Here is a 21,098-nt window from a genome sequence, read left to right on the forward strand (position 1 = left end):
GGTGCCCCGGGAACCGGTTAGGGGTTGCCCGGCCACTTCCCGGGGCGTCCGGCGATCCAGGTGAACTTCTTCGCGTTGACGTGCAGCCGCAGCTGGGAGGGGGGCGGAAGGGAGGAGCGCGAGAACACCTCCCCCCGGTGCAGGTCGCTCATGTCGATGATGGCGCGCATGGACCGCGCGCCGTAGCGGTACCGAGGGATCTCCAGAAAGGCTCGGACGACCCCGTAATTGACGTCCCGTTCCACCTCGCGGATCAGCCCGGCCTTCTTGAGGCGCTCCAGGTGCGCGCGGACCAGCAGTGCGCGATGGATGATGCGACTGGGCTCGTCGATGAGCTTGCCGTCCCTTGCGTTCAGTCCGGCGATGTCGAGGTACCCGGACAGCCGGCTGATGAAGTCGGTCGCCTTGGACTCGCGGTAGCCGGGCAGGCGGGCCGCCGACCTGAAACCGTAGAAGCTGTGGAAGGTTCCTCCGGCGAACACGAAGATGGCGCGACCGACGGGGTGCAGTATCTGCCCCTGTTGGAACAGCCCATCGTTCATCGGGGCGAGGAAGTACCGGAGCCAGGACAGGCGTTCGCCCTGGAAGGAGGTGTCGAACTCGTCCCAGAAGACGAGTGGGATCTCGCCGCTGAGGAACCGGTCGCGGACTTGGTGGAGTGCGTCGATCAGATCGTCCGGCTTGTTGAACTGGGAGAGGTTGAATTCCAGCGGATCCAGCGGCGCTGTATCCCCGTCCCGTTCGCTCTGCAGTGATCTGACGACCTCGCGGACGGCGAAGCTCTTGCCGTCGCCGGGGGCTCCGAAGACCGCCACCGACCTGGGCTTGGTCTTCGTGTCGTCGTCCCAGTACTCCGTGATGAGTTTGCGCAGGGATCTGAGGCCTTCTATCTCGCTGCGATCTGCGGTGATCAGCCCCCCGAACCTTGCGATCGGGGCATCGTCCAGGGCCTTCGGCCCATCACGGACGATACGTCCGGCGAGGTCGTAGGGGTCGTCCTTCCGGAGCCTTCTGTCGAGGATCGACCACGGGGTGGACGGCGGCGGGTAGCTGAGGACCGGATCGGGTATCCGCCGGGCCACTCCGATCACGGGCGGAGCGGGGGCCTTCCCGGTGCCGGGCGGAGGGGCGTTCGAGATCAGCGGGAAGACGAGCTCCGAACCGCCGTTCGTCGCGAAGCCGTCGTCGATGTCGGCCATGTCCTTCAGGGCCGACCTGATTCCCCTTTCGAGGTGAAGGTGCAGCGACCTCGACGTAGCCGTGGGGCCTGGTGCTGAGAGCAGGGCCGGCGGCGGACAGATCGACAGTTCTGCGGCGAGGTCGGCGACCAGTGTGGCCCCGTATCCGAACATGTGGCCCTTGCCCTTGCGCTTCCACTGCCACGGCCCCTCCATCAGCAGGGTGTCGAAGTAGAGGCTCTTCGCGTCGGGCGGGAAGTCGTCGATCAGGAGGGCGCCCACCGGTCCGAAGGACACGATGAGCCGCTTGCACCTCTTGAGGGTCTTCAGCGCCGGATTTCGTCGGATCTCGGCCAGGACGTCCTGTGCCGATCTCTCCCAGGACAGGTCGGCGCTCACCCCCGCTCCCGCCTCGCGCAGGCCCGTTGCCTTGACCACGACGATCAGTCTGTTTGCCAGGGTGTTGCCCGGCCGCTTGAGCTCATGGCCGATCCTCTTCCAGAGGAGATTCTCCGAAGTGCTGCTGATGGTGGCACAGCCGAGCTTGTAGAGAATCCAGGGATCGGCGCCTCCGAGCGTGAGGATCTCCTCTGCGGCCGCACTGTTGCCGAAACCCAGGCCCGCGTCGTCGACGACCACGACGGCCAGGCGTTGCCCCGCCTTCGGCTTGGCAGGTTTGTTGCTGTATCCACCGAGTTCCTCGGCGTGGGTGACCCCGAAGAACTGGTTTATTCGAAATCTCCGCCAAAGGACTCCGTGGGCGTCCGCCGTCCGGGAGACCTCCCGGACGGTGTTGTAGGTGTGGTGGAGTTTGCCGGCGTCGCCTACCTCGTTCATGCCCTTGAACGGTGACCGGGCGACCTTGGGGGGTTCTCGCATTTTGCTTGAGTCCAGGCGGTCGACGGACCGCTTCACGATCCTGTGGAGCAGGATCGCTCCCCCGTAGTGCCAGCACGGTATGGTCGGGACCTTGAGCCTTTGGCCGATCTCCGGTAATCCGGTCTCGGGAATCTCGACAGCCCAGTCGATCGTCGGGTCGCCGGTGACGAAGATGACGGGTCGCGTATAGCTGCCCACGGTAATCGCCTCGATGTGGACTTCTCCGGTCGCGCCGATATGTACGTACACGCCGGATCCCGGCAGGGAATCCCTGACAACTCCAGGCTGCGCGCCCCGGCTACGGTACGTCAAGGGCCCCCGACCCCCTCGGTGGCCAGGAGGCTACGCCCCGATGACACCCCGTCAGACACGCCCCGGAATGAGGTGACTACACCTTGTAGTGATGGGCGTCGGCCTTGGCGGGCCGCATCTCCGGGGGCAGTGGCCGGGCGTTCGACAGCTTCACCGCCATGCCGCGGGCCAGGTCGAACGCCGCCACCGGGTCGGCGTGGTCCGTCCATGGCGCCGCGCCGCACCAGCGGCCGATCAGGCGGAACTGCTCCAGCGCCTTCGTGTACAGCCCGGCCCGGCCGCAGTAGTGCGCGAGCAGGTGCCGCATCGTCGGCAGCCGCTCGTCGTCCGCCGGGAGGCCCGCCAGGGCCGCCGAGACCTTCCTCAGCCGCTGCCTCCCCAACTCCCCGTCCAGGACGGTGCCGAGGGTGTTCCGCTTCTCCAGCTCGCTGAGCGCGAACAGGTAGATGCCCGGCAGGGCGCTGCCGGCGGGCGCGCGGTCCATGGCGCGCTTGGCGAAGGAGAGCATCTTCTTGTCGGAGCCGAACCACTTGGCGCACCAGTACTGCATGGCCTGCCAGTGCCCCTCGAAGTGGTGCGGGGCGCGTGCGGTCAGCTCGGCCCAGAGCGGCCTGAACTGTGCGGGCTTGTACTGCGCACCGCGTGCGGCCGTCACCATGACCACCCAGGGGGCCGGGTCCTGCGGTGCCAGCAGCGCCGCCCGCTGGGCCGCCTCGATCCCGGCGGGCAGCAGCTCCCGGAACCTCGCCATGTTCGCGGCCGGGACGTCGGGCGCGTACCCGTACCCCCGGATCTCCCAGGCGTTGTGCACCATGTGCTTGGCCTCCAGGACGGCCGCGTCGCAGCTGTCGGGGTCGGCCGTCCGCCAGGATGCCAGCCAGCCGTCGTTCTCCTGCGCGATGCTCGCCAGCAGCTCCAGCCGCGACCACCGCTCGTCCCAGTCCTGCCCGGCCGCCTCCACGTGTGCGGCGGCCGGCCGCCAGTTACCGCCCCAGGCGGCGTCGGCGATGGCCTGGGATTCCCTGCGGCGCTCGACGGATATCGGTGGCCCGCCCCGGGCCGCGGTGAGCCGCTCGCGCGGGACCAGGCCGTAGGCGGCCGGATCGAAGCGGGTCCTGGCCCACTCCGCGCCCTTGGAGCGGCGGGACTTCTTCACGATGAGGATGACGAGAAGGGCCACCAGGGCGGCCAGCGCGTATGTCACGGTCACGGGGGCGAATCATCGCTGGTGGGAGGAGGTGAGCGCAATGAGGAAACGGCTCGCCGAACACCCTTTTCCGTGCAAACATGCCTATGTGGGGACGACACTGCATGGCACTCTGGTGACACTGCGCCCGGCGACCGCCGACGACACCCCGGCCCTCGCGGCCATCCGCGGCACGCCCGAGGTCTATGCCCGCTGGCGCGGCGGCGACGATCTGGCCGGTGAGGTCGCCTCGGACCTCGACGACCCGGACACCGAGATCTTCGCGATCGAGCTGGGCGGCCGGGTGGTCGGCGCCATCCAGTGGTACGCCGAGAACGACGACGAGTACCGCCACGCGGGCCTGGACATCTACCTCGATCCGGCCTGCCACGGCCGCGGGGTGGGCACCGACGCCGTCCGGGTGCTGGCCCGCCACCTGATCGACCAGCACCACTACCACCGGCTGATCATCGACCCGGCCGCCGACAACGCGGCGGCGATCCGCTGCTACGAGAAGGTCGGGTTCCGGCCGGTGGGCACGATGCGCCAGTACGAACGCGGTCCCGACGGCAGTTGGCACGACGCCCTGTTGATGGACCTGCTCGCCGCCGAACTCGTCCGCGGCGGCTGACCCCGCGCGGTCCCACCCGGGCCCGGCGCGAAACCCGGCGAAACCCGGGGCGAAACCCGGCGCGGGACGTGGTGCGAAACCCGGTGGAACCGGGCCGCCTCCGCCGTCTATGGTCCGGGGATGAGCACTCGCACCTTCCGGATCACCGTCCGCGGCGTCTTCGACGGGCTCGACGCCGACCAGCGGGCCGAGTTGCAGGCCCGGGCCGCGGACCACGACGTGCTCCACGCGGCCTTCACCCCCGAGGGGCACCTCAGCTACGAGATCGCCGCCCGGCCCGCCTTCACCTTCCGCTTCCTGGACGAGGGCGAGGCCGAGGAGGACATCCTCCTCGCGACCGAACGCGCCGAGGCCGCGGCCGAGGCCTGGCTGACCGGGCGCGGCTACGGCTACAAGAACCTGCGCTCCCAGGCCGAGGACCTCTCCCAGGCCCCGCTCGGCAAGCGTCAGCGCCGCGAGGCGAGCCGGAACCAGGCCTGACCGGGGCGCCCCGGCCGGGATTCGGCCCGCCGGCGGCCTCCGTGACCGCCCGCAGCCTCAGTCGCCCGTCACCCCGTCGGTCCGCTCCCTCAGGAGGTCGGCGTGGCCGTTGTGGCGGGCGTACTCCTGGATCATCATCAGGTAGACCCAGCGCAGGCTGAGCGGGACCCCGCGCGGGGAAGCGAAGGTCTCGTCGAGCCCGCGCCCCGCCACCGCCGCGTCGCACGCCTCGACCTCGGCCCGGAACAGGCCGAAGTCCCGCTCCGCATCGGCCGGGTGGACACCGTCGAGCCCCTCGTTGCCGTCCGACGGCCCGGTGAAGACCTCGCCGACGGCCTCGCCCGCGAAGCTCCGGCGGAACCACCACCGCTCCACCTCCGCCATGTGGCGGACCAGTCCGAGCAGGGTGAGGTCCGACGGCTCCACCGTCGCCCGGGCCAGTTGGCCCGGCTCCAGCCCGGCGGCCTTGGCCAGCAGCGTCTCCCGGTGCCAGGTCAGCCAGCCCTCCAGCATCCGGCGCTCGGGGACCTCGCCCAACTCGCCCAGCCGGGTGGTGCGCTCGACCTTCGGTGCCGTCCATGTCATGCGCCCACCCTGCACCGCCGCCCCGGCAGGGCTCAAGCCGCTGCGACCCGGGTCCAGGGCCCGGCTCTCAGTACGTGTGATCCGCCGTCACGTCCGCCGAGAGGTTGAGGGCCTGTTCGCCGGCCGGCCCGCGCAGCGACTGCAGGGTCAGGCGGCGGGGGTCGGGGCGCACCCCGACCCCCGCCCGGTACGCGACCTCGTCGCGGTCGCCCCCGGCCCGGTGGCCTGGTCCGATTGCCGGTCCGCCCGGACGGGGCCCGGGCGTCAGGCCGACCGGGAAGGGGTCTGCCTCATGTCGTCGACGATCGCGCGCGCCGTGATGGCCTGGGTGAAGACGACCGTGCCGGGTTTGATCAGGCCGTGGTCTCCGGAACTGCCCTCGACCTGGACGGTGCGCTCCCCGAGGAAGGAGAACGAGGACTTGTCGAAGATCCACTCGGTGCGCTGGCCGGTCTTCGCCTCGAACCGGGCCACCGCGACCCCGTGGCGGCCCGCGGCGTCGACCGCGTCCTCCACCTGGACCACACCGGGGATCTTGGAGGCGGCCTTGTAGAGCGCGGCCGAGAGCTCGGAGGACGGGTGGCTCTCGATGAGCAGGTCGCCGATGGTGGTGAACGCCTCGGCGTCCGGGCCGGGGCCGTGGCCCGCCGTCTCCGTGTAGATCTTCTTCAGCAGGGTGTCGGGGTCGGTGGGGAGGGCGGCCAGGTAGTCGTAGGACGGCGCGTTGAGGTACGGGTCGACCGTCGTGTCCAGGGAGGTGCCGTCCTCGTGCCGCTGATCGATCAGCCAACCCCGGTGGCCGTCCGGCGACTTCCAGCTCCGGCGGGTGTCCAGTCCGTCGCTCACCACCGAGCTCTTGTCGCCGACCGTCCGCACGTAGGTGCTGGCGACCTTCGACTCGATGTAGATGAACTGGCCCGCACCCGCCTTCGGCGCGGGGGTCTCCTGGGCGGCCAGGGAGATCCGGTCGAGCAGCTGGACGACGCCGCGCGCGTCGGAGGCGCCGACGGTGGTGGTCAGCGCGGGGCCGGTGCCCAGGGCGGTGGCCTGGTCCGGGTCGCCGCTCTCGCTCAGGCCGACTCCGGCAAGGACGGCGCCGGTCAGGGTGCACGCCGCGATGGGCAGGAGGACCGCGCGGCGCAGGAACGGGTTGCGCTGCTTGGGGGTACTGGCTCGAACGGGGTTGGCGGCGGCGTTGTCGAGGTCTTCGTGGATCCGGGCCATCAGGCGCTCCTTGTGGAAGTCGTGGCGGCCCGTCGGCAGATCCCGCTCCACGGTCGGCAGGAGCCCCGCGGCCTCCGGCCACTCAGCCGGGTGCGGCTGGGAGGGGCTGGCGTTCATCGGTGTCCTTCCGGTACGGGCCGGACCGCTGTCGCGCGGTCGCCGTTTGTCTGTCGGGTACGGCGGGCGGGTTCCCGTTTCTCCGCGGTCAGTTCCGCATGGGCGAGCTTGCGCAGCCTGGTACGGGCACGGGACAGACGGGAGCGGACGGTCCCGAGGGGAATGCCGAGGGCCTCGGCGGCCTCGGCGTACTCCAGCCCCTCCCACAGACACAGGACCAGGACCTCGCGCTCGGGCCGGCGCAGCGAGCCCATGGCGGCGATCGTGACGGCGATCCGGCGCCGGTCGTCAACCTGGCCGGCCACGTCCTCGGCGTGGTCGGGTATCTCCACCGCCGAAGGGCCCGTCGCGGCGAGCGCCGCGGCCGCGGCGCGGTAGCGCCGGTTGCTGCGGCACTGGTTGCGGGCGAGGTTCGTCGCGACGCCCAGGAGCCAGGGCCGCAGCGACCCGCCTTCGGCGGCCACCCGGTCGCGCAGCCGCCAGGCCTCCATGAACGTCGCCGACATGACGTCCTCGGCGGCCGCCCAGTCCGCGGTGAGACGGAAGGCGTGGTTGTAGACGGTTCGGGCATAGCGCTCGAACAGCTCCGCGAAGACGCTCGGGTCCCCGGCCCGTACCCGGGTTCGCATATCTGTGATCACTCCAATGGGCTGTCCGGCACCCAGGAGCGGGTTCCCGTGACGTGCGTCATATCCGAGCCGGCCGCCACCCGGGGGCTCGGAACGTCGTCCGGGCAGGCGGAAGCCCCCGGAAGCCCCCGGCAACGCCCCCGCTCCCGCCCCGGGTGCGGAAACCTACCCGGCGCCGGGGAGGAGCCGTCGGCCGGTCGGCTCCGGCAACGGGTAGACCCGCTCCGGCGGAAGCAGGCGCTGGGCCTTCGCGGACTGCCCGCCCTGGACCAGCTCCGCCACCCGCCGCACCTGCGGAGTGACATCGGTGATCCCGACGACCCACTCCTCGGCGAAGGTCCTGATCAGCCCCCGGCCGACACCGACCTGAATGCTGTAGTGGTTGAGCGCGGCCCCCCGCAGCGAGCGCTCGGGATCCCACTGGACGTGCACGGCGGCCCGCGCGACCGACGCCGGGTCGGAGCTGGTCGGCACGGCCTGGGAGAGCGCCTCCTCCCACCCCTCCCGGGTGATCCGGACGGCGAGGACGCGCTCCTGGCCGGCCTTCCGGGCCCAGTTGCTGCGGTGCATCAGCCAGCGGAAGGAGGGCTTGATCCAGGTCATCCGGTTGAAGGAGAACGGCGGGACGAACCGCTGCGCCCGGACCGCCGGATCGGCCACGGCGGGCGAGTACGCCTGGTAGACCACGATCGTCCGGGCGTCGTGGTCGGCACGGACCTGGTACAGGGCTGGCTGGGCTGACATGCAGCGCACCCTGCCAGCCGACGCGTGCCCCTGGCGACCCGTTTTCCCCCGGTCACCTGCCCGGCCGTCAGCCCACAGCGGCACCCACGGCGGCACCTTCAGTGCCACCCCGCAGTGCCACCCTGCAATGTCACCCCCGCCGGAGCGGACGTGGGCACCAACGCCCGCGTCCGCTCCGGGGCGGTCCTCACCCCACCACGGCCGCCCGCACGCACAGGACGTCCGGCAGGTGGCTGATCAGCAGTGACCAGCTCTCGCCCTCGTCGGGGCTGGCGTAGACGTCGCCGGTCCGGTTGCCGAAGTAGATGCCGGCCGGGTCGGCGTCGTCGGTGCGCAGGGCGTCGCGCAGGACGACGCCGTAGTGGTCCTCGCCGGGCAGGCCCTTGGCGAGCGGATGCCAGCTGACGCCCGCGTTCTCGGTGCGGAAGATGCGGCAGCGGTGGTCCGGCGGCATGCGGTCCCCGGAGCCGCCGAGCGGGAAGAGGTAGGCGGTGTCGGCCCGGCGCGGGTGGGCGGCGACGGCGAAGCCGAAGTCGGCGGGCAGCCCGTCGGTGACGAACTGCCAGCTCAGGCCCGCATCGTCACTGCGGTAGACGCCACCGTGGTTCTGCAGGTAGAGGCGGTCCGGGTTGACGGCGTCCGGGGCGATCTTGTGCACGCACTGGCCGAACTCCGGGTACTGGCTCTCCTCCGGCAGGAACTCCGCCCGCAGCCCGGTGTTGGACGGCTCCCAGGTGCCGCCGCCGTCCTTGCTCCGGTAGACGCCGCCACTGGAGATCGCGACCAGCAGCCGCTCGGCGTCGCGCGCGTCGGTGAGGATGGTGTGCAGTCCCTGGCCGCCGTAGCCGGCACCCCACTCGGTACGCTGCGGGTGCTCCCAGAGCGACTCGACCAGCGCGAAGCTCTCGCCGCCGTCCTCCGAGCGGAACAGCGCCGCGGGTTCGGTGCCCGCGTACACCACACCGGGCGCCTCCTCCCCGGCCGGCTGGAGCTGCCAGACCCGGGTGAGCGAGGCACCGGTGTGCTCGGGGAAGCGGATGGCGGGTTTCGACGGCTCGTACCAGCTCGCGCCGAGATCGTCGGATCGCCAGACCGCCGGCCCCCAGTGGCTGCTGTCGGCGCCGACCAGCAGCCGGACCCGGCCGGCCCGCCGGTCGATGGAGACGGAGTAGATCGCGTTCATCGGGAAGTGCGGCCCGCTGAACTCCCAGTTCAGCCGGTCGCGGCTACGGCCGAGAAAGAGCCCCTTCTCGGTTCCGACGGCCAACAGCACCTCGGTCATGCCACACACCACCTGATCGGTAAAACGGCCCCCGCCGGGACAACCCCTCCGTCGGCCAGTCTCCCTCCAACGGCCCCGTGCCAAGCCCCCGCCGCGCCGGTCGTCCCGCCGCGCCGGTCGTCCCGCCGCGCCGGTCACCCGGCCCGGCGGGGCGGCCGACCCAGGACGCCTGGCATCCGCCACCCGGCAGGCGTCAGCCCCGGCACCCCTCCAGCAGGCGAAGCCACACCTCGCTGATCGTCGGGTACGCCGGTACCGCGTGCCAGAGCCGGTCGATCGGCACCTCGCCGACCACCGCGATCGTCGCCGAGTGCAGCAGCTCCGCGACGCCCGGCCCGACGAAGGTCGCGCCGATCAGCACCTGGCGGTCCAGGTCGAAGACCACCCGGGCCCGGCCCCGGTAGTCGTCGCCGTAGAGCGAGGCCCCGGCGACCGCGCCGAGGTCGTGGTCCACCGTCTTGACCCGCACGCCCGCCCGCTCGGCGGCGGCCAGGGTCAGCCCGACCGCCGCGACCTCCGGTTCGGTGAAGACGACCTGCGGGGCGCCGGCACTGTCGGCCGAGGCGGCGTGCGCGCCCCACCGCGCGGTGTCCAGCGTCCGCCCCCCGGCCCGGGCGACGATCGCCGCGCCCGCGATCCGGGCCTGGTACTTGCCCTGGTGGGTGAGCAGCGCACGGTGGTTGACGTCCCCGGCCGCGTACAGCCAGTCGCCGTCGACCCCGAGCACCGTGCAGCTGTCGTCGACGTCCAGCCAGCCGCCGGGCTTCAGGCCGACCTGCTCCAGCCCGACATCGGCGGTGCGCGGCGCACGCCCGGTCGCGTACAGCACCTCGTCGGCGGTCAGCCGCTCGCCGTCCTCCAGGACCAGCACCACCTCGGAGCCGTCCGCCCGCTCCAGCGAGGAGACCGAGGCGCCGAACCGCAGCTCCACCCCGGCCGCGCGCAGCCCCTCCGCGACCAGCTCGCCCGCGAAGGGCTCCATCCGGGGCAGCAGGGCGTCGCCGCGCACCAGCACGACGACCTCCGCGCCGAGCGCCCGCCAGGCGGTCGCCATCTCCACGCCGACCACGCCGCCGCCGACCACCGCGAGCCGGCCGGGCACCGCGGAGGCCCCGGTCGCCTCGCGGTTGGTCCACGGCCGGGCCTCGGCCAGACCGGGGACGCCCTCCGGCAGCACCGGCCGGCTGCCGGTGCAGACGGCGACGGCGTGCCGGGCGGTGAGCACCCGCTCGCTGCCGTCCTCCGCCTCGACCGTGACCGTCCGCTCGCCGGCCAGCCGGCCGTGCCCGCGGACCAGGTCGATCCCGGTGTCGCGCAGCCACTTCACCTGGCCGTCGTCCTGCCAGTGCGAGGCGAAGGAGTCGCGCCGGGCCAGCACGGCCGCGGCGTCCAGCCCGCCGCCGACCGCCTCCCGCGAACCGGCCACCGCCCGGGCGGCGGCCAGCGCGGCCACCGGGCGCAGCAGCGCCTTGCTCGGCATGCAGGCCCAGTACGAACACTCGCCGCCGACCAGTTCGGCCTCGACGATCACCGTGCGCAGCCCGGCGGCGGCGGTCCGGTCGGCGACGTTCTCGCCGGTCGGGCCCGCACCCACCACAATGACGTCGTACTCCTCCGGTGTGGTCGTCACGCGTGGTCCTCCGTGGTCTCGATCGCCACCCCGGCCCGCAGGGCGAGGGTGACGGGCGTGCGCTCGCAGATGTCGAGCAGCCGGGCGCGCTGGTCCGCGTCGAGCGCGCCGGCGAGGGCGACCCGGCGGGAGATCCGGCCGGTGCTCCCGTTCGTCTCGTATCCGAGCCTGACCCGGACGGCCTCCAACGGCCACTCCTTGCGCGCCGCGTACATCCGCAGGGTGATGGCGGTGCACGAGCCGAGCGAGGAGAGCAGCAGGGCGAACGGCTCCGGGCCGCTGTCCGCTCCGCCCCGGCGCTCCGGCTCGTCGGCGGTCAGCTGGTGGGTGCCCGCCTTGATCTCCACGTGGAAGGGCACGGTGGCGGCGCTGCCGGTCACCAGGGCGGTGGTGACGCGTCGGAACTCCGCTGCGCCCGCGGCCCTCTCGGTGGTCGTTGTGCCGGTCGGGGTCTGGCTCATGGCGGGCACGCCTCGCTCTCGTTCGTGGTGTCGCGCGGCGCCGGATCCGCGGCGCCGTGCCCATCCTGCGCTGTTCGGGCTACCCCGCGCAGCCGAACACGCGGTCGAACGCGCAGGTGGACAGCAAGGCGCCCGGCAGGGCGGCCCGGCGTGACGGCCGGGCCGCCCTACCGGCCACCGCCCCCGGCCGTCACTGCGCGGCGAGCTCCGCCAGCAGTGCGGCGGTGTCGTCCGGGCGGGAGAACATCGGCCAGTGGCCGGTCCGGAGTTCGCGCAGCTCCCACTCCGACCCGGCGAGCGGCGCGAAGTACGGGTGGCCGCTCGCGATCATGCCCCGGACCTGCTCCAACGGGAAGGAGCAGGAGATCAGGGCCTTCGCCAGCCCGTCCCCCCGGCCGGTCAGCCGCAGCGGTTGGGCGAACCCGCCGGCGGGCTGGTCGGTGGCGTGCTCGCGGATGCGGGCGAGGGTGGCCTCGTCCAGGCCGTCGAGGGGCGCCCCGGACGCGGCCAGCTCCGCCCAGGACGGCATCGGGTAGCGCCAGCCGTCGATCACGGACGCCTCGGCGCGGGCGCGGTACTCCGGCTCCCACAGGTCGCGCAGCGCGGCGCCGTCGGTCAGCGGGCCGCTGTCGAGGTAGACGACCCGGCGGATCCGCTCGGGCATCCGGTCGGCGGCCCCGGTGACGGGGGCGCCGCCGCCGCTGTGGCCGACCAGCACGACGTCCCAGAGGTCCTCGCGGGTCAGCAGGTCGGTGAGGTCGGCGATGTGGGTCTCCAGGTCGACCGCGGGCCCGCCCTCGCCGGAGCGCTCGGCGACACCGGTGAGGGTGACCGGGTGCACGGTGTGTCCGGCGGCGCGCAGCGGCTCGGCCACCGCGTCCCACGCCCAGGCGCCGAGCCAGTAACCGGGGACGAGTACGAACGTGCTCATGGGGGGCGCTCCTTGGTAGGCGGAACCGTCACGAACGACTCTAGGATCGAATCCGGACAGATCCCGCCCGGATTACCGGCGTGGCAGGAGCAAGTGGAAGGAGGACGCCATGGACCACCCGGTCAGCCGGGTCCTCGCCCTGCTCGAACTGCTCCAGGCCCGGCCGGGGCTCACCGGCGCCGAACTCGCCGAGCGGCTCTCGGTGGACGAGCGCACCGTCCGCCGCTACACCGCCCGCCTGGTGGACCTCGGCATCCCGGTGCAGGCCGACCGCGGCCGCTACGGCGGCTACCGCCTGCTCCCCGGGTACCGGCTGCCGCCGCTGATGCTGACCGGGGACGAGGCCGCCTCGGTGGTCCTCGGGCTGCTGGCCGGCCGCAGCTCGGGCCTGTCGGTGGGGGAGCAGGCGGCGGAGTCGGCGCTCGCCAAGATCCAGCGGGTGCTGCCCCCGCAGCTGCGCGAGCGCGTCGCGGCGGTCGAGCAGACCCTCGGACTGACCGCCGCGCCCGCCGCCGGGCCCAGTCCGGCCGCCGCCGCGCTGTTCGCGCTCGCCGAGGCGGCGCGCCGCCGGCGCCGGGTCCGGCTCGCCTACCGGGACCGTGCGGGCGAGCCCAGCGAGCGCGAGTTCGACCCGTACGGGCTGGTCTTCCACTCAGGCCGCTGGTACACCACCGGGCTGGACCACCGCAGCGGCGAGCTGCGGACCTTCCGGCTGGACCGGATCGAGGCCGCCGAGCCCCGTGCGACCGTCTTCGAGCCGCCGGAGGACTTCGACCCGGTCCAGCGGGTGGTGGAGTCGCTGGCCGCGGTGCCGTGGAGGCACGAGGTGGAGGTGGTGCTGACGACCACCCTCGCCGAGGCCCGGCAGCGCATCCCGCCCACCGCCGGGACGCTCACCGGGACGGACGACGGACGGGTCCTGCTGCACGCCCGGGCGCAGCGCCTCGACGGCATGGCGATGATGCTGGCCGGCCTCGGCTGGCCGTTCGCCATCCGCCGGCCGGACGCCCTGCGCGAGGAGGTCCGGGCGCTCGCCGCCCGCCTCACGGGGTGGAGCGACCCGGCCGACCGGTGAGCGCTTCGGGGCGACGCCGTGACGGGCCGCCGGGCTAACGGTGTGCCGGGCTGACGGTGCGACGGGTCGCCCCCCCGGACGTCAGCCGAGGATGCCGCGGTCGTAGGCGGTGGCCACCGCCGCGGCGCGGTCCTTGACGCCGAGCTTGCCGTAGATGTGCGTGAGGTGGCTCTTCACCGTGGCCTCGCTGATGAACAGGACGGCGGCCATCTCACGGTTGGAGGTGCCCTTGGCGACCAGGCGCAGGATCTCGCCCTCGCGGGCGCTCAGGGCGGCGCTGCGGGGCGACCGTACGCGGGACACCAGGCGGGCGGCGATGGCGGGGGACAGCACCGTGCGGCCTTCGGCGGCGGCGCGCACGGCGGTGAACAGCTCGTCGCGGGGGGCGTCCTTGAGGAGGTAGCCGGTGGCGCCGGCCTCGATCGCGGGGATGGTGTCGTGGTCGGTGTCGTAGGTGGTGAGCACCAGCACCCGGCAGCGCGGGCAGCGGCGCGACAGCTCCCTGATCGCCTCGACTCCGCCGCCGCCGGGCATCCGGAGGTCCATCAGGACCACGTCGGGGTCCAGCCGTTCGGCCAGGGCGACCGCCGTGACGCCGTCGGCGGCCTCGCCGAGGACTTCGAAGCCGGCACCGGAGGCGGCGAAGATGCCGAGCAGCCCGTGCCGCACGACGGGGTGGTCGTCGACGATCAGCAGGGTGATTGGCGGTTCGGTCATGGCGCACCAACCGTACGGTCATGGCGCACCAGCGGTACGCGGGCCGAGACGGCGGTGCCGGTGCCCGGCTCCGACTCGACCTCGACGGCGCCCGCCACGCGTTCGGCCCGGGCGCGCATGCCGTCGAGCCCGAAACCGCCGTGCGCACCGCGTGCGGGCGGGTGCAGCGGGTCGAAGCCGCGGCCGTCGTCGCGGACGTCCAGGTTCACCTCCTCGTCGAAGTAGGACAGGGTGACGCCGGCCCTGGTGGCGTGCGCGTGCCGGCCGGCGTTGGCCAGTGCCTCCTGGGCGATGCGGAGCAGGGCGGCCTCGATCTCGTGGTGCAGCGGCTCCACGGGGCCGGTGACGGTGAAGTCGGCCCGTACGCCCGTCGATTCCGACCAGGCCGCCACGATGGTCCGCAGTGCCTCGGGCAGCGCCTCGTGCTGCAGCGGGGCCGGGCCGAGGTCCTGGACCGAGCGGCGCGCCTCGCCGAGGCTCTGCCGGGCCAGCGCGGCCGCCCGTCCGACGTGGTCCCGGGCGGTGGCGGGCGTCGAACTGTCGGCCGCGGCCTGGAGTTGGGTGACGATGCCGGCCAGCCCCTGGGCGATGGTGTCGTGGATCTCGGCGGCGAGGCGGCGGCGCTCGTCGTGGACGCCCGCCTCCCTGGCCTGGACGACGAGTTGGGCGTGCAGGCCCGCGTTCTCCCGCAGCGCCTCCGCCAACCGGGTGTTGGCGTACTGCAGTTCCGCGATGGTGTCGGTCTTGGCCCGGGCGCTCTCGCCCTCCCTGACCGTGAAGTGGTGGAGCAACAGCGCGATCGAACCGCTGACCGCGTAGACCGCCGCGAAGCCGGCCCACTGGGCGGGGCCGTTCAACGGGAGGCCCCCGACGCTGACGGCGGACATCGGCACGGCCGTGGCGAGCAGGCCGACGCGGGCCAGTCGGGCGGGCAGCCAGCGGACGGCGTCGTAGTACCCGATCACCGCGTAGACGAGGAAGGCCGGGGTCAGCCAGCAGAGCGCGAAGGAGAGCACGTACCGGATGGCGTAGTACGCCTGACCCGCCGTTCCTGCACCCGCCGTTCCTGCACCCGCCGTTCCCGCGCCCGCCGTCCTGGGGGCCGTCCGGTGCCACCACAGGTGCAGCGCGAGCGCGGCGCCCACCAGCGCCACCGCCCCGTACCGCCCGCCGGACCCTCCGAGGTCGGCGGTGGTCGCCGCCCCCAGGGCGGCGATGCCCAGCAGGAGGTACGGCGACCACCGGTAGAACTGCTCCCAGCGGACCTCCACGGCCACCGCGTCGTGCGTCATGGGGCCATTCTCCGAGTCGATCACTCCCAGCGGAACCAGCGGGCGGCGGCGGCGACCAGGAGGAGCGTCCACAGCACCGTCACCCCCAGCAGGGACCAGTCGGGCCAGTCGCCGCGCATCGCCTGGTCGAGCGCCCGGGCGGCCGGCCCGAAGGGGGTGAACCCGATGACGCGCCGGGCGGTCTCCGGCAGCACCTGGACCGGCCCCCACAGCCCCGCGGAGACGGCCAGCGGGAAGAAGGCGACCGTGGCGGCCGTGGTGGCGAGCCTGGTGTTCGGGGCGAACGCGGCGAGGACCGTCCCCAGCGCGAGCGCCACCAGGGCGGCGAGCGCGAGGGCCACGGTGTAGCCGGGCAGGTGCCGCGGAAGCGCCACGCCGTGGACGAGCCGGCCGACGGCGACCACCAGGAGCGCGGAGCCGAGCGCGACGACGGTGTGGAGGACGATCTGTGCCGTCAGCAGGGTGAGCGGCCGTACCGGTGTGGTGGACATCCGGCGCAGGATCCCCTGCTCCCGGTAGCCGACCAGGAACCCGGGCATGACCTGGGTGCCGGACATGATCACGGCGAGCAGCACCAGCACGGGGACGTAGGCGTCCACCATGCGCAGCCCGCCGAGCGCCGGGTCGGGCGTGCGGAAGGCCGGCAGCAGGCCGAGGACGGTCAGCAGCAGGGGCGGGAAGGCCACGACCCAGAACACCCCCGCACGGTGGCGGCCGATGAGGCGGGCCTCGGCCCGCAGCACGGCGGTGGACGCGGACATCTCAGACCCCCCGTTCGGTGAGCCGGAGGAAGGCGTCGTCCAGGGTGGGGTTCGCGATCCGGAGCCGGTGCGCCGTGACCCCGTGCCTGGCGAGCAGGGCGATCAGCGCCGCGACCGTCTCGTCCGTGCCGCGCACGCTCACCCGGCCGTCCTCGGAGTGCCGCACGGACACCGCGGCGGGGAGCGCGGCCAGGTCGAGGCCGTCGACCGGGCGGGAGGGAGTGAAGGTGACGACCGTGGCGCCGTCGGCGCGGCGGATCAGCCCGGCGGGTGTGTCGAGGGCGACGACCTCGCCCGCGTCGAGGACGGCGATCCGGTCGCAGAGGTGCTGGGCCTCCTCCATGAAGTGGGTGACCAGCAGGACGGTCACGCCGGACTCCCGCACGTCCTCGATCAGCTTCCAGGTGTCGCGCCGGGCGCGCGGGTCGAGCCCCGTGGTGAGCTCGTCGAGCACGACGACCCGGGGGGCGCCGATGAGGGCGAGCGCGATGGACAGGCGCTGGCGCCGGCCGCCGGAGAGCGTGCCGAAGCGGGCGCCGAGCCGGTCGGCCAGGCCGAGCCGTCCGGCCAGCGGCCGCCAGTCGGCCGGGGCCGGGTAGAAGGCGCTGTAGAGCTGCAGCGCCTCGCGGACGGTCAGGTTCTCCTGCAGTGCGCTCTGCTGGAGTTGCACGCCGAGGATCCGGGTGACGTCCTGACGGTCGGTGAGCGGGTCGAGGCCGGCCACCCGTACCCGCCCGGAGTCAGGGGTCCGCAGCCCCGCGACGCACTCGACCGTGGTCGTCTTGCCTGCGCCGTTCGGGCCGAGCACGCCGAAGATCTCGCCTTCCTCGACGGCGAAGGACACCCCGTCGACCACGGGCCGGCCCCCGTAGGACTTGCACAGTCCGGTGACTTCGATGATGGGCATGGGCCGATGATCACGGGCCGGGCCCCGGCCCCGCATCGCCCATCACGCTTGAACGGGCATCCACCGATCGGCTGATGCCGGCGGTCCGACCCGCGGGGCCCGGATCCGGCGTCCGACCTGTGACCCGGCCGTCCGACGCGCCCGGGGCCCGGAGCCGGCCGTCCGACGCGCGCGGGGCCCGGAGCCGGCCGTCCGGCCTGCCCGGGCCCCGGATCCGGGCGGGTCAGTGCACCGCCGGGGCGAGCTCGTCGCCGGGCCGCTCGCTGAAGGCGCCGTCCCGCATCAGCCGCTGCGGCCGTCGGACCAGCAGGTAGCCGAGGCCGGCCAGGCCGACCAGGCCGACGCCGAGCAGGGCCGCCCACACCTGGTACCAGGGCGCGCCGGGCGGGGCGAGGATGGCGCGCGGCCAGCAGATGTTGACCACCTCCAGCCCCGTCCAGAGCACCGCGAGGGCGTTGACCACCGTCCCGGCCCGCCCGTAGGAGACCTCGCCGGACGGTCGCCAGGTGCCGCGCAGCCGGGCGGCCAGCGCGGCGACGCTGAGCAGGAAGAACGGCAGGAAGGTGGCGGCCGTGCCGAAGGTGATCAGGCTGCCCATCGCGGTGGCCTCCAGTCCGAGCGGCAGCGCGGCCGCGCTGACCACGGTGGCCGCGACCAGTCCGCCGATCGGTGCCTTGTGCCGGTTGACCCGGCGGACCTGCGCGGAGAACGGGAAGACGCCGTCGCGGGCCAGCGAGTAGAGGCCGCGTGCGGCGCCGCCCTGCGAGGCCATCAGACAGGCGGTGAAGGAGATCAGCACGACCACCACGAAGGGCTTGGCCGACCAGTCGCCGAAGGCGGTGGTGACGGCGGTGGTGACCGGGTCGAGGTCCTGGCCGGCGACCACCGCGGCCGGGTCGGGGTGGGCGAGCGCGACCGAGACGGCGTTCAGGATGACGACCACGCCGACGCTCAGCAGCGCCCACCACATCGCGCGCGGCACCTGGCGGCCGGCGTCCCTGGTCTCCTCCGCGGTGGAGACGCATGCGTCGAAGCCGATGAACGCCCAGCCGCCGACGGCGACCACGGCCAGGAAGGCGGCCCCGGTGGAGACCCCGGCGGTGGCGGGGGCGTCCAGGAGGTCGGTCAGCAGGCCGAAGCCGTGCACCCGGAAGAACAGCAGCAGGGCGAAGCCGACCAGTACCGAGGCGATCAGCTCGGCGGCGATGCCGAGCGAGACGAACCAGCGCAGCAGGTTGATGCCGTAGGCGTTGACCAGGGTGCAGAACAGCATGAACAGCACCGAGACCAGCACCAGCCGGGCGGGTGTCGGGGTGAGCCCGAACAGGGCGAAGAACCAGGGCGAGGCCAGGTAGGCGACGGTGGTGTTGGCGAACATCACGGCGAACTGCCACATCCACCCGGTGAGCCAGGCGAAGGTCGGGCCCGCCAGCCGCCGGCTCCACTGGTACGCGCCACCGGCCAGCGGCCACTGGGAGGCGAGTTCGGAGTAGACCGCCACCACCAGCATCTGGCCGAGCAGGCACACCGGCAGCGCCCAGACCCAGGCACCGCCGGCCACGCTCAGGCCGACCTGGCTGACGGCGTACAGGCCGACGACGGGGGAGACGACGGCGAATCCCATCGAGATGTTGCCGAGGACGCCCAGACTGCGGCGCAGCTCCTGACGGTAGCCGAGGGCGGCGAGCCGGTCGGCGTCGCCGGCCTCGCCCGCAGCTGCGCCCGAGGCCCCGGGTGCGGTCCAGTTCGGGGTGGTCGTGGGGCCGGAGCCCGTGCTGGTCCCGGATCTCGGGGGGTTCTCGGTCATGCTGCGGTCCGCCTTCCCGCCGTGCGGGGGGAGGCCCGCCACGGAAAACTAACTTTGTTAGTTCGGGACCGTAGCCCGTGCCCCCCGGGCAGGGGAAGAGCCGACACCAGGCTGTAATAACGTGGGGCGACGCAGGGGCTTGGGCCCTGGCCGGACAGGGCCTGGACAGTGGGCGGCGAGGGGCGGAGCACCGTGGGACGACCGAGCAGGGCGCTGCTGAGCAGGGAGATCATCGCCAGGGCCGCCCTCGACGTGGTCGACGAACAGGGCCCGGACGGCCTCACCATGCGCACCCTCGCCGACCGCCTGGGCGTCAAGGCGGCCTCGCTCTACAACCACACGAGCGGCAAGGACGAGCTGATCGACGCGCTCGCCGAACTCGTCAACGCCGAGATCGACCTCGAACCGCTCACCCGGACCGGAGACGCCGACTGGCGGGACGGCGTCGCGGCCTACGCCCGCGGGTACCGCGCGGTCTTCCTGCGCCACCCGAACACCATCGCGCTGCTCGCCCGCCGCCGGGTCGAGGCGGAGCGCCAACTGCTGGGCTACGACACCCTGCTCGGGGCCCTCGGCCGGGCCGGTCTTGGGCCTGCCGACGCCGCCGAGGCGGCCGCCGCGCTCGACTACCTCGTGCTCGGCTCGGCGCTGGAGACCTTCACCGCCGGGTTCACCCGCGGCTCGGCCGACTACCGCCCCCGCTACCCGGCCCTGGCCGGCGCGCTGGAGGCCTCCGCCGAACGCGGCGGCGCGCCCGGTGCGGGGGCGTCCGGCCTGGACGAGCGGGGCTTCGAACTCGCCCTGCGGCTACTCCTCGACGGCCTCGCGGCGCGCACGCCCTGAGACGTACCGCCTGAGACGTACCGCCTGAGACGCGCCGCCTGGGACGTACCGCCTGGGACGTACCGCCTGAGGCGCACGGCCCCTGAGGCCGGTGCGCGAACGCGCGCGGCGGCGGGCCCGGGGGCGTACTGCACCCCGGACCCGCCGCCGCGCCGACGTACCTCCCGGACCTGGACCCCGGACCCCGGACCCCCGGGGCTCCGGACTCAGACCTGCCGGTCCGCCTCCTGCTCCGCCGCCACCTTGCGCTTCACCTCGGCCATGTCCAGCTTCCGGGCCTGACCGATCAGGTCCTCGAAAACGGCCTCGGGCAGTGCGCCCGCCTGCGAGAAGACGAGCACGCCCTCGCGGATGATCGCCAGCGTCGGGATCGACTGGATGCCGAACGCCGCGGCCAGCTCCTGCTGCGCCTCGGTGTCCACCTTGGCGAACACCAGGTCCGGGTGGCGGTCGGCGGCCTTCTCGTACACCGGGGCGAACTGTCGGCACGGGCCGCACCAGCCCGCCCAGAAGTCGATGAAGACGAAGTCCTTGCCGTCCGGGCCCGGGACGATGTCGTCGAAGTTCTCCTTGGTCAGCTCGACCGTGCTGCTCATCTCGCGATTCCTGCCCTTCCGGAGGAGGCGGCTCAGGCCATGTGCCCGCGACAACGGCCCTGCTCCGCCCGCTATTCCTCGGGGCTCCGCGGGTCGGCCGAAAAAAAAGTCCACCGACCGTTGAGCAGCCCGCCGCTCCCGCCCGTACTGGAGGGTGTTCACATCCGTTATTCCACTGGGGGAGAACCACCATGCGCACACTCGGCAACGGGGGACGCATCGCCGTCCTCGCCGCCTCCGGCATCGCCACCGTCGCCCTGGTCGCCGGCTGCGGCTCCTCAGGCTCCGGGAGCAGCGGCTCCCCGACACCCTCCGGCGGCGGCGCCACCGCCACCGCGCCCGCGACGCCCGGCAACCCTGCGAGCCCGACCGCGCCGGCGAGTCCGGCCGCCGCCGGCCTGCAGACCGCGAACGACCCCAAGCTGGGCGCCATCGTCACCGACGGCAACGGCTTCACCCTGTACCGCTTCGACAAGGACACCGCCACGCCCCCGATGTCCAACTGCAACGGCACCTGCGCCGCGAACTGGCCGCCCGTCCCGGGCGACGGCTCGGTCACCGCCAAGGGCATCGACGGCAAGCTGGTCGGCAGCGTCACCCGGGCCGACGGCAGCAAGCAGCTCACCCTGAACGGCTGGCCGGCCTACCGCTACACGCCCGACAAGAAGCCCGGCGACACCCTGGGCCAGGGCGTCGGCGGCACCTGGTTCGTGCTGACCCCGACCGGCGGCAAGGCGGGGGCGGCACCGGCCGCGCCCACCACCCCGAGCGGCGGGTACGGCGGCTACTGAGCCCGGCGGGCAGCCGTGGCCGAACCGGACGTGGAACTCT

21 protein-coding genes are annotated in these 21,098 nt (G+C 73.3%); 5 read left to right on the plus strand and 16 right to left on the minus strand.

The window, feature by feature from the left end; translation table 11 throughout:
* Positions 1 to 17: 17 nt before the first annotated feature.
* Positions 18 to 2,306: a hypothetical protein gene (locus ACGFZP_RS03750; RefSeq protein ID WP_392928178.1), complete on the minus strand. Its 2,289-nt coding sequence runs from the start codon at positions 2,304 to 2,306 to the stop codon at positions 18 to 20.
* Between the two features lie 139 nt (positions 2,307 to 2,445).
* The gene (locus tag ACGFZP_RS03755; RefSeq protein ID WP_392928179.1) at positions 2,446 to 3,579 is read right to left on the minus strand and encodes a hypothetical protein; all 1,134 of its coding nucleotides are present in this window, start codon (positions 3,577 to 3,579) and stop codon (positions 2,446 to 2,448) included.
* Positions 3,580 to 3,616: 37 nt separating this feature from the next.
* Here ACGFZP_RS03755 and ACGFZP_RS03760 point away from each other — a divergent pair, with 37 nt between their 5' ends.
* The gene (locus ACGFZP_RS03760; RefSeq protein WP_392928181.1) at positions 3,617 to 4,186 is read left to right on the plus strand and encodes a GNAT family N-acetyltransferase; all 570 of its coding nucleotides are present in this window, start codon (positions 3,617 to 3,619) and stop codon (positions 4,184 to 4,186) included.
* 120 nt (positions 4,187 to 4,306) lie between these two features.
* Positions 4,307 to 4,666 carry a DUF6204 family protein gene (locus tag ACGFZP_RS03765; RefSeq protein ID WP_392928183.1) on the plus strand — a complete coding sequence of 120 codons (360 nt, stop codon included), beginning with the start codon at positions 4,307 to 4,309 and terminating at the stop codon, positions 4,664 to 4,666.
* A 57-nt stretch (positions 4,667 to 4,723) separates the two neighbouring features.
* Here the strand turns inward: ACGFZP_RS03765 and ACGFZP_RS03770 are convergent, their stop codons facing one another.
* The 8 genes from ACGFZP_RS03770 to ACGFZP_RS03805 all read right to left on the minus strand — a co-directional run bounded on the left by ACGFZP_RS03770 (position 4,724) and on the right by ACGFZP_RS03805 (position 12,269).
* Positions 4,724 to 5,251, minus strand: a complete 528-nt coding sequence (locus tag ACGFZP_RS03770; RefSeq protein ID WP_392928185.1) for a DinB family protein — start codon at positions 5,249 to 5,251, stop codon at positions 4,724 to 4,726.
* A gap of 264 nt (positions 5,252 to 5,515) precedes the next feature.
* Complete coding sequence (locus tag ACGFZP_RS03775; RefSeq protein WP_392928187.1) at positions 5,516 to 6,592, minus strand: CU044_5270 family protein; 1,077 nt, start codon at positions 6,590 to 6,592, stop codon at positions 5,516 to 5,518.
* Entirely contained in the window at positions 6,589 to 7,221 is a 633-nt protein-coding gene (locus tag ACGFZP_RS03780) for an RNA polymerase sigma factor (RefSeq protein WP_392928190.1), read from the minus strand. The genes ACGFZP_RS03775 and ACGFZP_RS03780 overlap by 4 nt, the downstream gene beginning before the upstream one ends.
* Positions 7,222 to 7,386: 165 nt before the next feature.
* Complete coding sequence (locus ACGFZP_RS03785; protein ID WP_392928191.1) at positions 7,387 to 7,965, minus strand: DUF4291 domain-containing protein; 579 nt, start codon at positions 7,963 to 7,965, stop codon at positions 7,387 to 7,389.
* Between the two features lie 187 nt (positions 7,966 to 8,152).
* Entirely contained in the window at positions 8,153 to 9,247 is a 1,095-nt protein-coding gene (locus ACGFZP_RS03790; protein WP_392928193.1) for a WD40/YVTN/BNR-like repeat-containing protein, read from the minus strand.
* Positions 9,248 to 9,440: 193 nt separating this feature from the next.
* Entirely contained in the window at positions 9,441 to 10,877 is a 1,437-nt protein-coding gene (locus ACGFZP_RS03795) for a dihydrolipoyl dehydrogenase family protein (RefSeq protein ID WP_392928195.1), read from the minus strand.
* Entirely contained in the window at positions 10,874 to 11,338 is a 465-nt protein-coding gene (locus ACGFZP_RS03800) for an OsmC family protein (RefSeq protein WP_392928196.1), read from the minus strand. Before ACGFZP_RS03800 ends, ACGFZP_RS03795 begins: the two co-directional genes overlap by 4 nt.
* Positions 11,339 to 11,528: 190 nt before the next feature.
* Positions 11,529 to 12,269, minus strand: a complete 741-nt coding sequence (locus ACGFZP_RS03805; RefSeq protein ID WP_392928198.1) for an alpha/beta fold hydrolase — start codon at positions 12,267 to 12,269, stop codon at positions 11,529 to 11,531.
* A gap of 109 nt (positions 12,270 to 12,378) precedes the next feature.
* On the opposite strand from ACGFZP_RS03805, the gene ACGFZP_RS03810 reads away from it, so the two are divergent.
* Positions 12,379 to 13,344, plus strand: a complete 966-nt coding sequence (locus ACGFZP_RS03810) for a helix-turn-helix transcriptional regulator (RefSeq protein WP_392928199.1) — start codon at positions 12,379 to 12,381, stop codon at positions 13,342 to 13,344.
* A gap of 81 nt (positions 13,345 to 13,425) precedes the next feature.
* Here the strand turns inward: ACGFZP_RS03810 and ACGFZP_RS03815 are convergent, their stop codons facing one another.
* The 5 genes from ACGFZP_RS03815 to ACGFZP_RS03835 all read right to left on the minus strand — a co-directional run bounded on the left by ACGFZP_RS03815 (position 13,426) and on the right by ACGFZP_RS03835 (position 18,828).
* Positions 13,426 to 14,061 (minus strand): response regulator, encoded by a 636-nt coding sequence (locus ACGFZP_RS03815; RefSeq protein WP_392928201.1) that lies wholly within the window; start codon positions 14,059 to 14,061, stop codon positions 13,426 to 13,428.
* On the minus strand, positions 14,058 to 15,353 hold the full coding sequence (locus ACGFZP_RS03820) for a sensor histidine kinase (RefSeq protein ID WP_392928202.1): 1,296 nt from the start codon (positions 15,351 to 15,353) through the stop codon (positions 14,058 to 14,060). The genes ACGFZP_RS03815 and ACGFZP_RS03820 overlap by 4 nt, the downstream gene beginning before the upstream one ends.
* 20 nt (positions 15,354 to 15,373) lie before the next feature.
* A complete protein-coding gene (locus ACGFZP_RS03825; RefSeq protein ID WP_392928203.1) occupies positions 15,374 to 16,114 on the minus strand; it encodes an ABC transporter permease in 741 nt (246 codons plus the stop codon).
* A gap of 1 nt (position 16,115) precedes the next feature.
* Entirely contained in the window at positions 16,116 to 17,021 is a 906-nt protein-coding gene (locus ACGFZP_RS03830; protein WP_392928205.1) for an ABC transporter ATP-binding protein, read from the minus strand.
* Positions 17,022 to 17,244: 223 nt separating this feature from the next.
* Positions 17,245 to 18,828, minus strand: a complete 1,584-nt coding sequence (locus tag ACGFZP_RS03835) for an APC family permease (protein WP_392928207.1) — start codon at positions 18,826 to 18,828, stop codon at positions 17,245 to 17,247.
* Between the two features lie 192 nt (positions 18,829 to 19,020).
* On the opposite strand from ACGFZP_RS03835, the gene ACGFZP_RS03840 reads away from it, so the two are divergent.
* Positions 19,021 to 19,671 (plus strand): TetR/AcrR family transcriptional regulator, encoded by a 651-nt coding sequence (locus ACGFZP_RS03840; RefSeq protein ID WP_392928209.1) that lies wholly within the window; start codon positions 19,021 to 19,023, stop codon positions 19,669 to 19,671.
* A 206-nt stretch (positions 19,672 to 19,877) separates the two neighbouring features.
* Here the strand turns inward: ACGFZP_RS03840 and ACGFZP_RS03845 are convergent, their stop codons facing one another.
* Complete coding sequence (locus ACGFZP_RS03845) at positions 19,878 to 20,267, minus strand: thioredoxin family protein (protein WP_392928211.1); 390 nt, start codon at positions 20,265 to 20,267, stop codon at positions 19,878 to 19,880.
* Between the two features lie 191 nt (positions 20,268 to 20,458).
* On the opposite strand from ACGFZP_RS03845, the gene ACGFZP_RS03850 reads away from it, so the two are divergent.
* The gene (locus ACGFZP_RS03850; RefSeq protein WP_392928213.1) at positions 20,459 to 21,058 is read left to right on the plus strand and encodes a hypothetical protein; all 600 of its coding nucleotides are present in this window, start codon (positions 20,459 to 20,461) and stop codon (positions 21,056 to 21,058) included.
* The last annotated feature ends 40 nt before the right edge of the window (positions 21,059 to 21,098 follow it).

This window comes from Kitasatospora sp. NPDC048239, assembly GCF_043202015.1.
GTDB lineage: Bacteria > Actinomycetota > Actinomycetes > Streptomycetales > Streptomycetaceae > Kitasatospora.

Bases quoted from the DNA above. Each gene is read 5' to 3' on its own strand.
- ACGFZP_RS03845 (WP_392928211.1), bottom strand. From the start codon at position 20,267: ATGAGCAGCACGGTCGAGCTGACCAAGGAGAACTTCGACGACATCGTC.
- ACGFZP_RS03790 (WP_392928193.1), bottom strand. From the start codon at position 9,247: ATGACCGAGGTGCTGTTGGCCGTCGGAACCGAGAAGGGGCTCTTTCTC.
- ACGFZP_RS03825 (WP_392928203.1), bottom strand. From the start codon at position 16,114: ATGTCCGCGTCCACCGCCGTGCTGCGGGCCGAGGCCCGCCTCATCGGC.
- ACGFZP_RS03775 (WP_392928187.1), bottom strand. From the start codon at position 6,592: ATGAACGCCAGCCCCTCCCAGCCGCACCCGGCTGAGTGGCCGGAGGCC.
- ACGFZP_RS03800 (WP_392928196.1), bottom strand. From the start codon at position 11,338: ATGAGCCAGACCCCGACCGGCACAACGACCACCGAGAGGGCCGCGGGC.
- ACGFZP_RS03815 (WP_392928201.1), bottom strand. From the start codon at position 14,061: ATGACCGAACCGCCAATCACCCTGCTGATCGTCGACGACCACCCCGTC.
- ACGFZP_RS03835 (WP_392928207.1), bottom strand. From the start codon at position 18,828: ATGACCGAGAACCCCCCGAGATCCGGGACCAGCACGGGCTCCGGCCCC.
- ACGFZP_RS03765 (WP_392928183.1), top strand. From the start codon at position 4,307: ATGAGCACTCGCACCTTCCGGATCACCGTCCGCGGCGTCTTCGACGGG.
- ACGFZP_RS03780 (WP_392928190.1), bottom strand. From the start codon at position 7,221: ATGCGAACCCGGGTACGGGCCGGGGACCCGAGCGTCTTCGCGGAGCTG.
- ACGFZP_RS03785 (WP_392928191.1), bottom strand. From the start codon at position 7,965: ATGTCAGCCCAGCCAGCCCTGTACCAGGTCCGTGCCGACCACGACGCC.
- ACGFZP_RS03820 (WP_392928202.1), bottom strand. From the start codon at position 15,353: ATGACGCACGACGCGGTGGCCGTGGAGGTCCGCTGGGAGCAGTTCTAC.
- ACGFZP_RS03810 (WP_392928199.1), top strand. From the start codon at position 12,379: ATGGACCACCCGGTCAGCCGGGTCCTCGCCCTGCTCGAACTGCTCCAG.
- ACGFZP_RS03830 (WP_392928205.1), bottom strand. From the start codon at position 17,021: ATGCCCATCATCGAAGTCACCGGACTGTGCAAGTCCTACGGGGGCCGG.
- ACGFZP_RS03770 (WP_392928185.1), bottom strand. From the start codon at position 5,251: ATGACATGGACGGCACCGAAGGTCGAGCGCACCACCCGGCTGGGCGAG.
- ACGFZP_RS03760 (WP_392928181.1), top strand. From the start codon at position 3,617: ATGAGGAAACGGCTCGCCGAACACCCTTTTCCGTGCAAACATGCCTAT.
- ACGFZP_RS03805 (WP_392928198.1), bottom strand. From the start codon at position 12,269: ATGAGCACGTTCGTACTCGTCCCCGGTTACTGGCTCGGCGCCTGGGCG.
- ACGFZP_RS03850 (WP_392928213.1), top strand. From the start codon at position 20,459: ATGCGCACACTCGGCAACGGGGGACGCATCGCCGTCCTCGCCGCCTCC.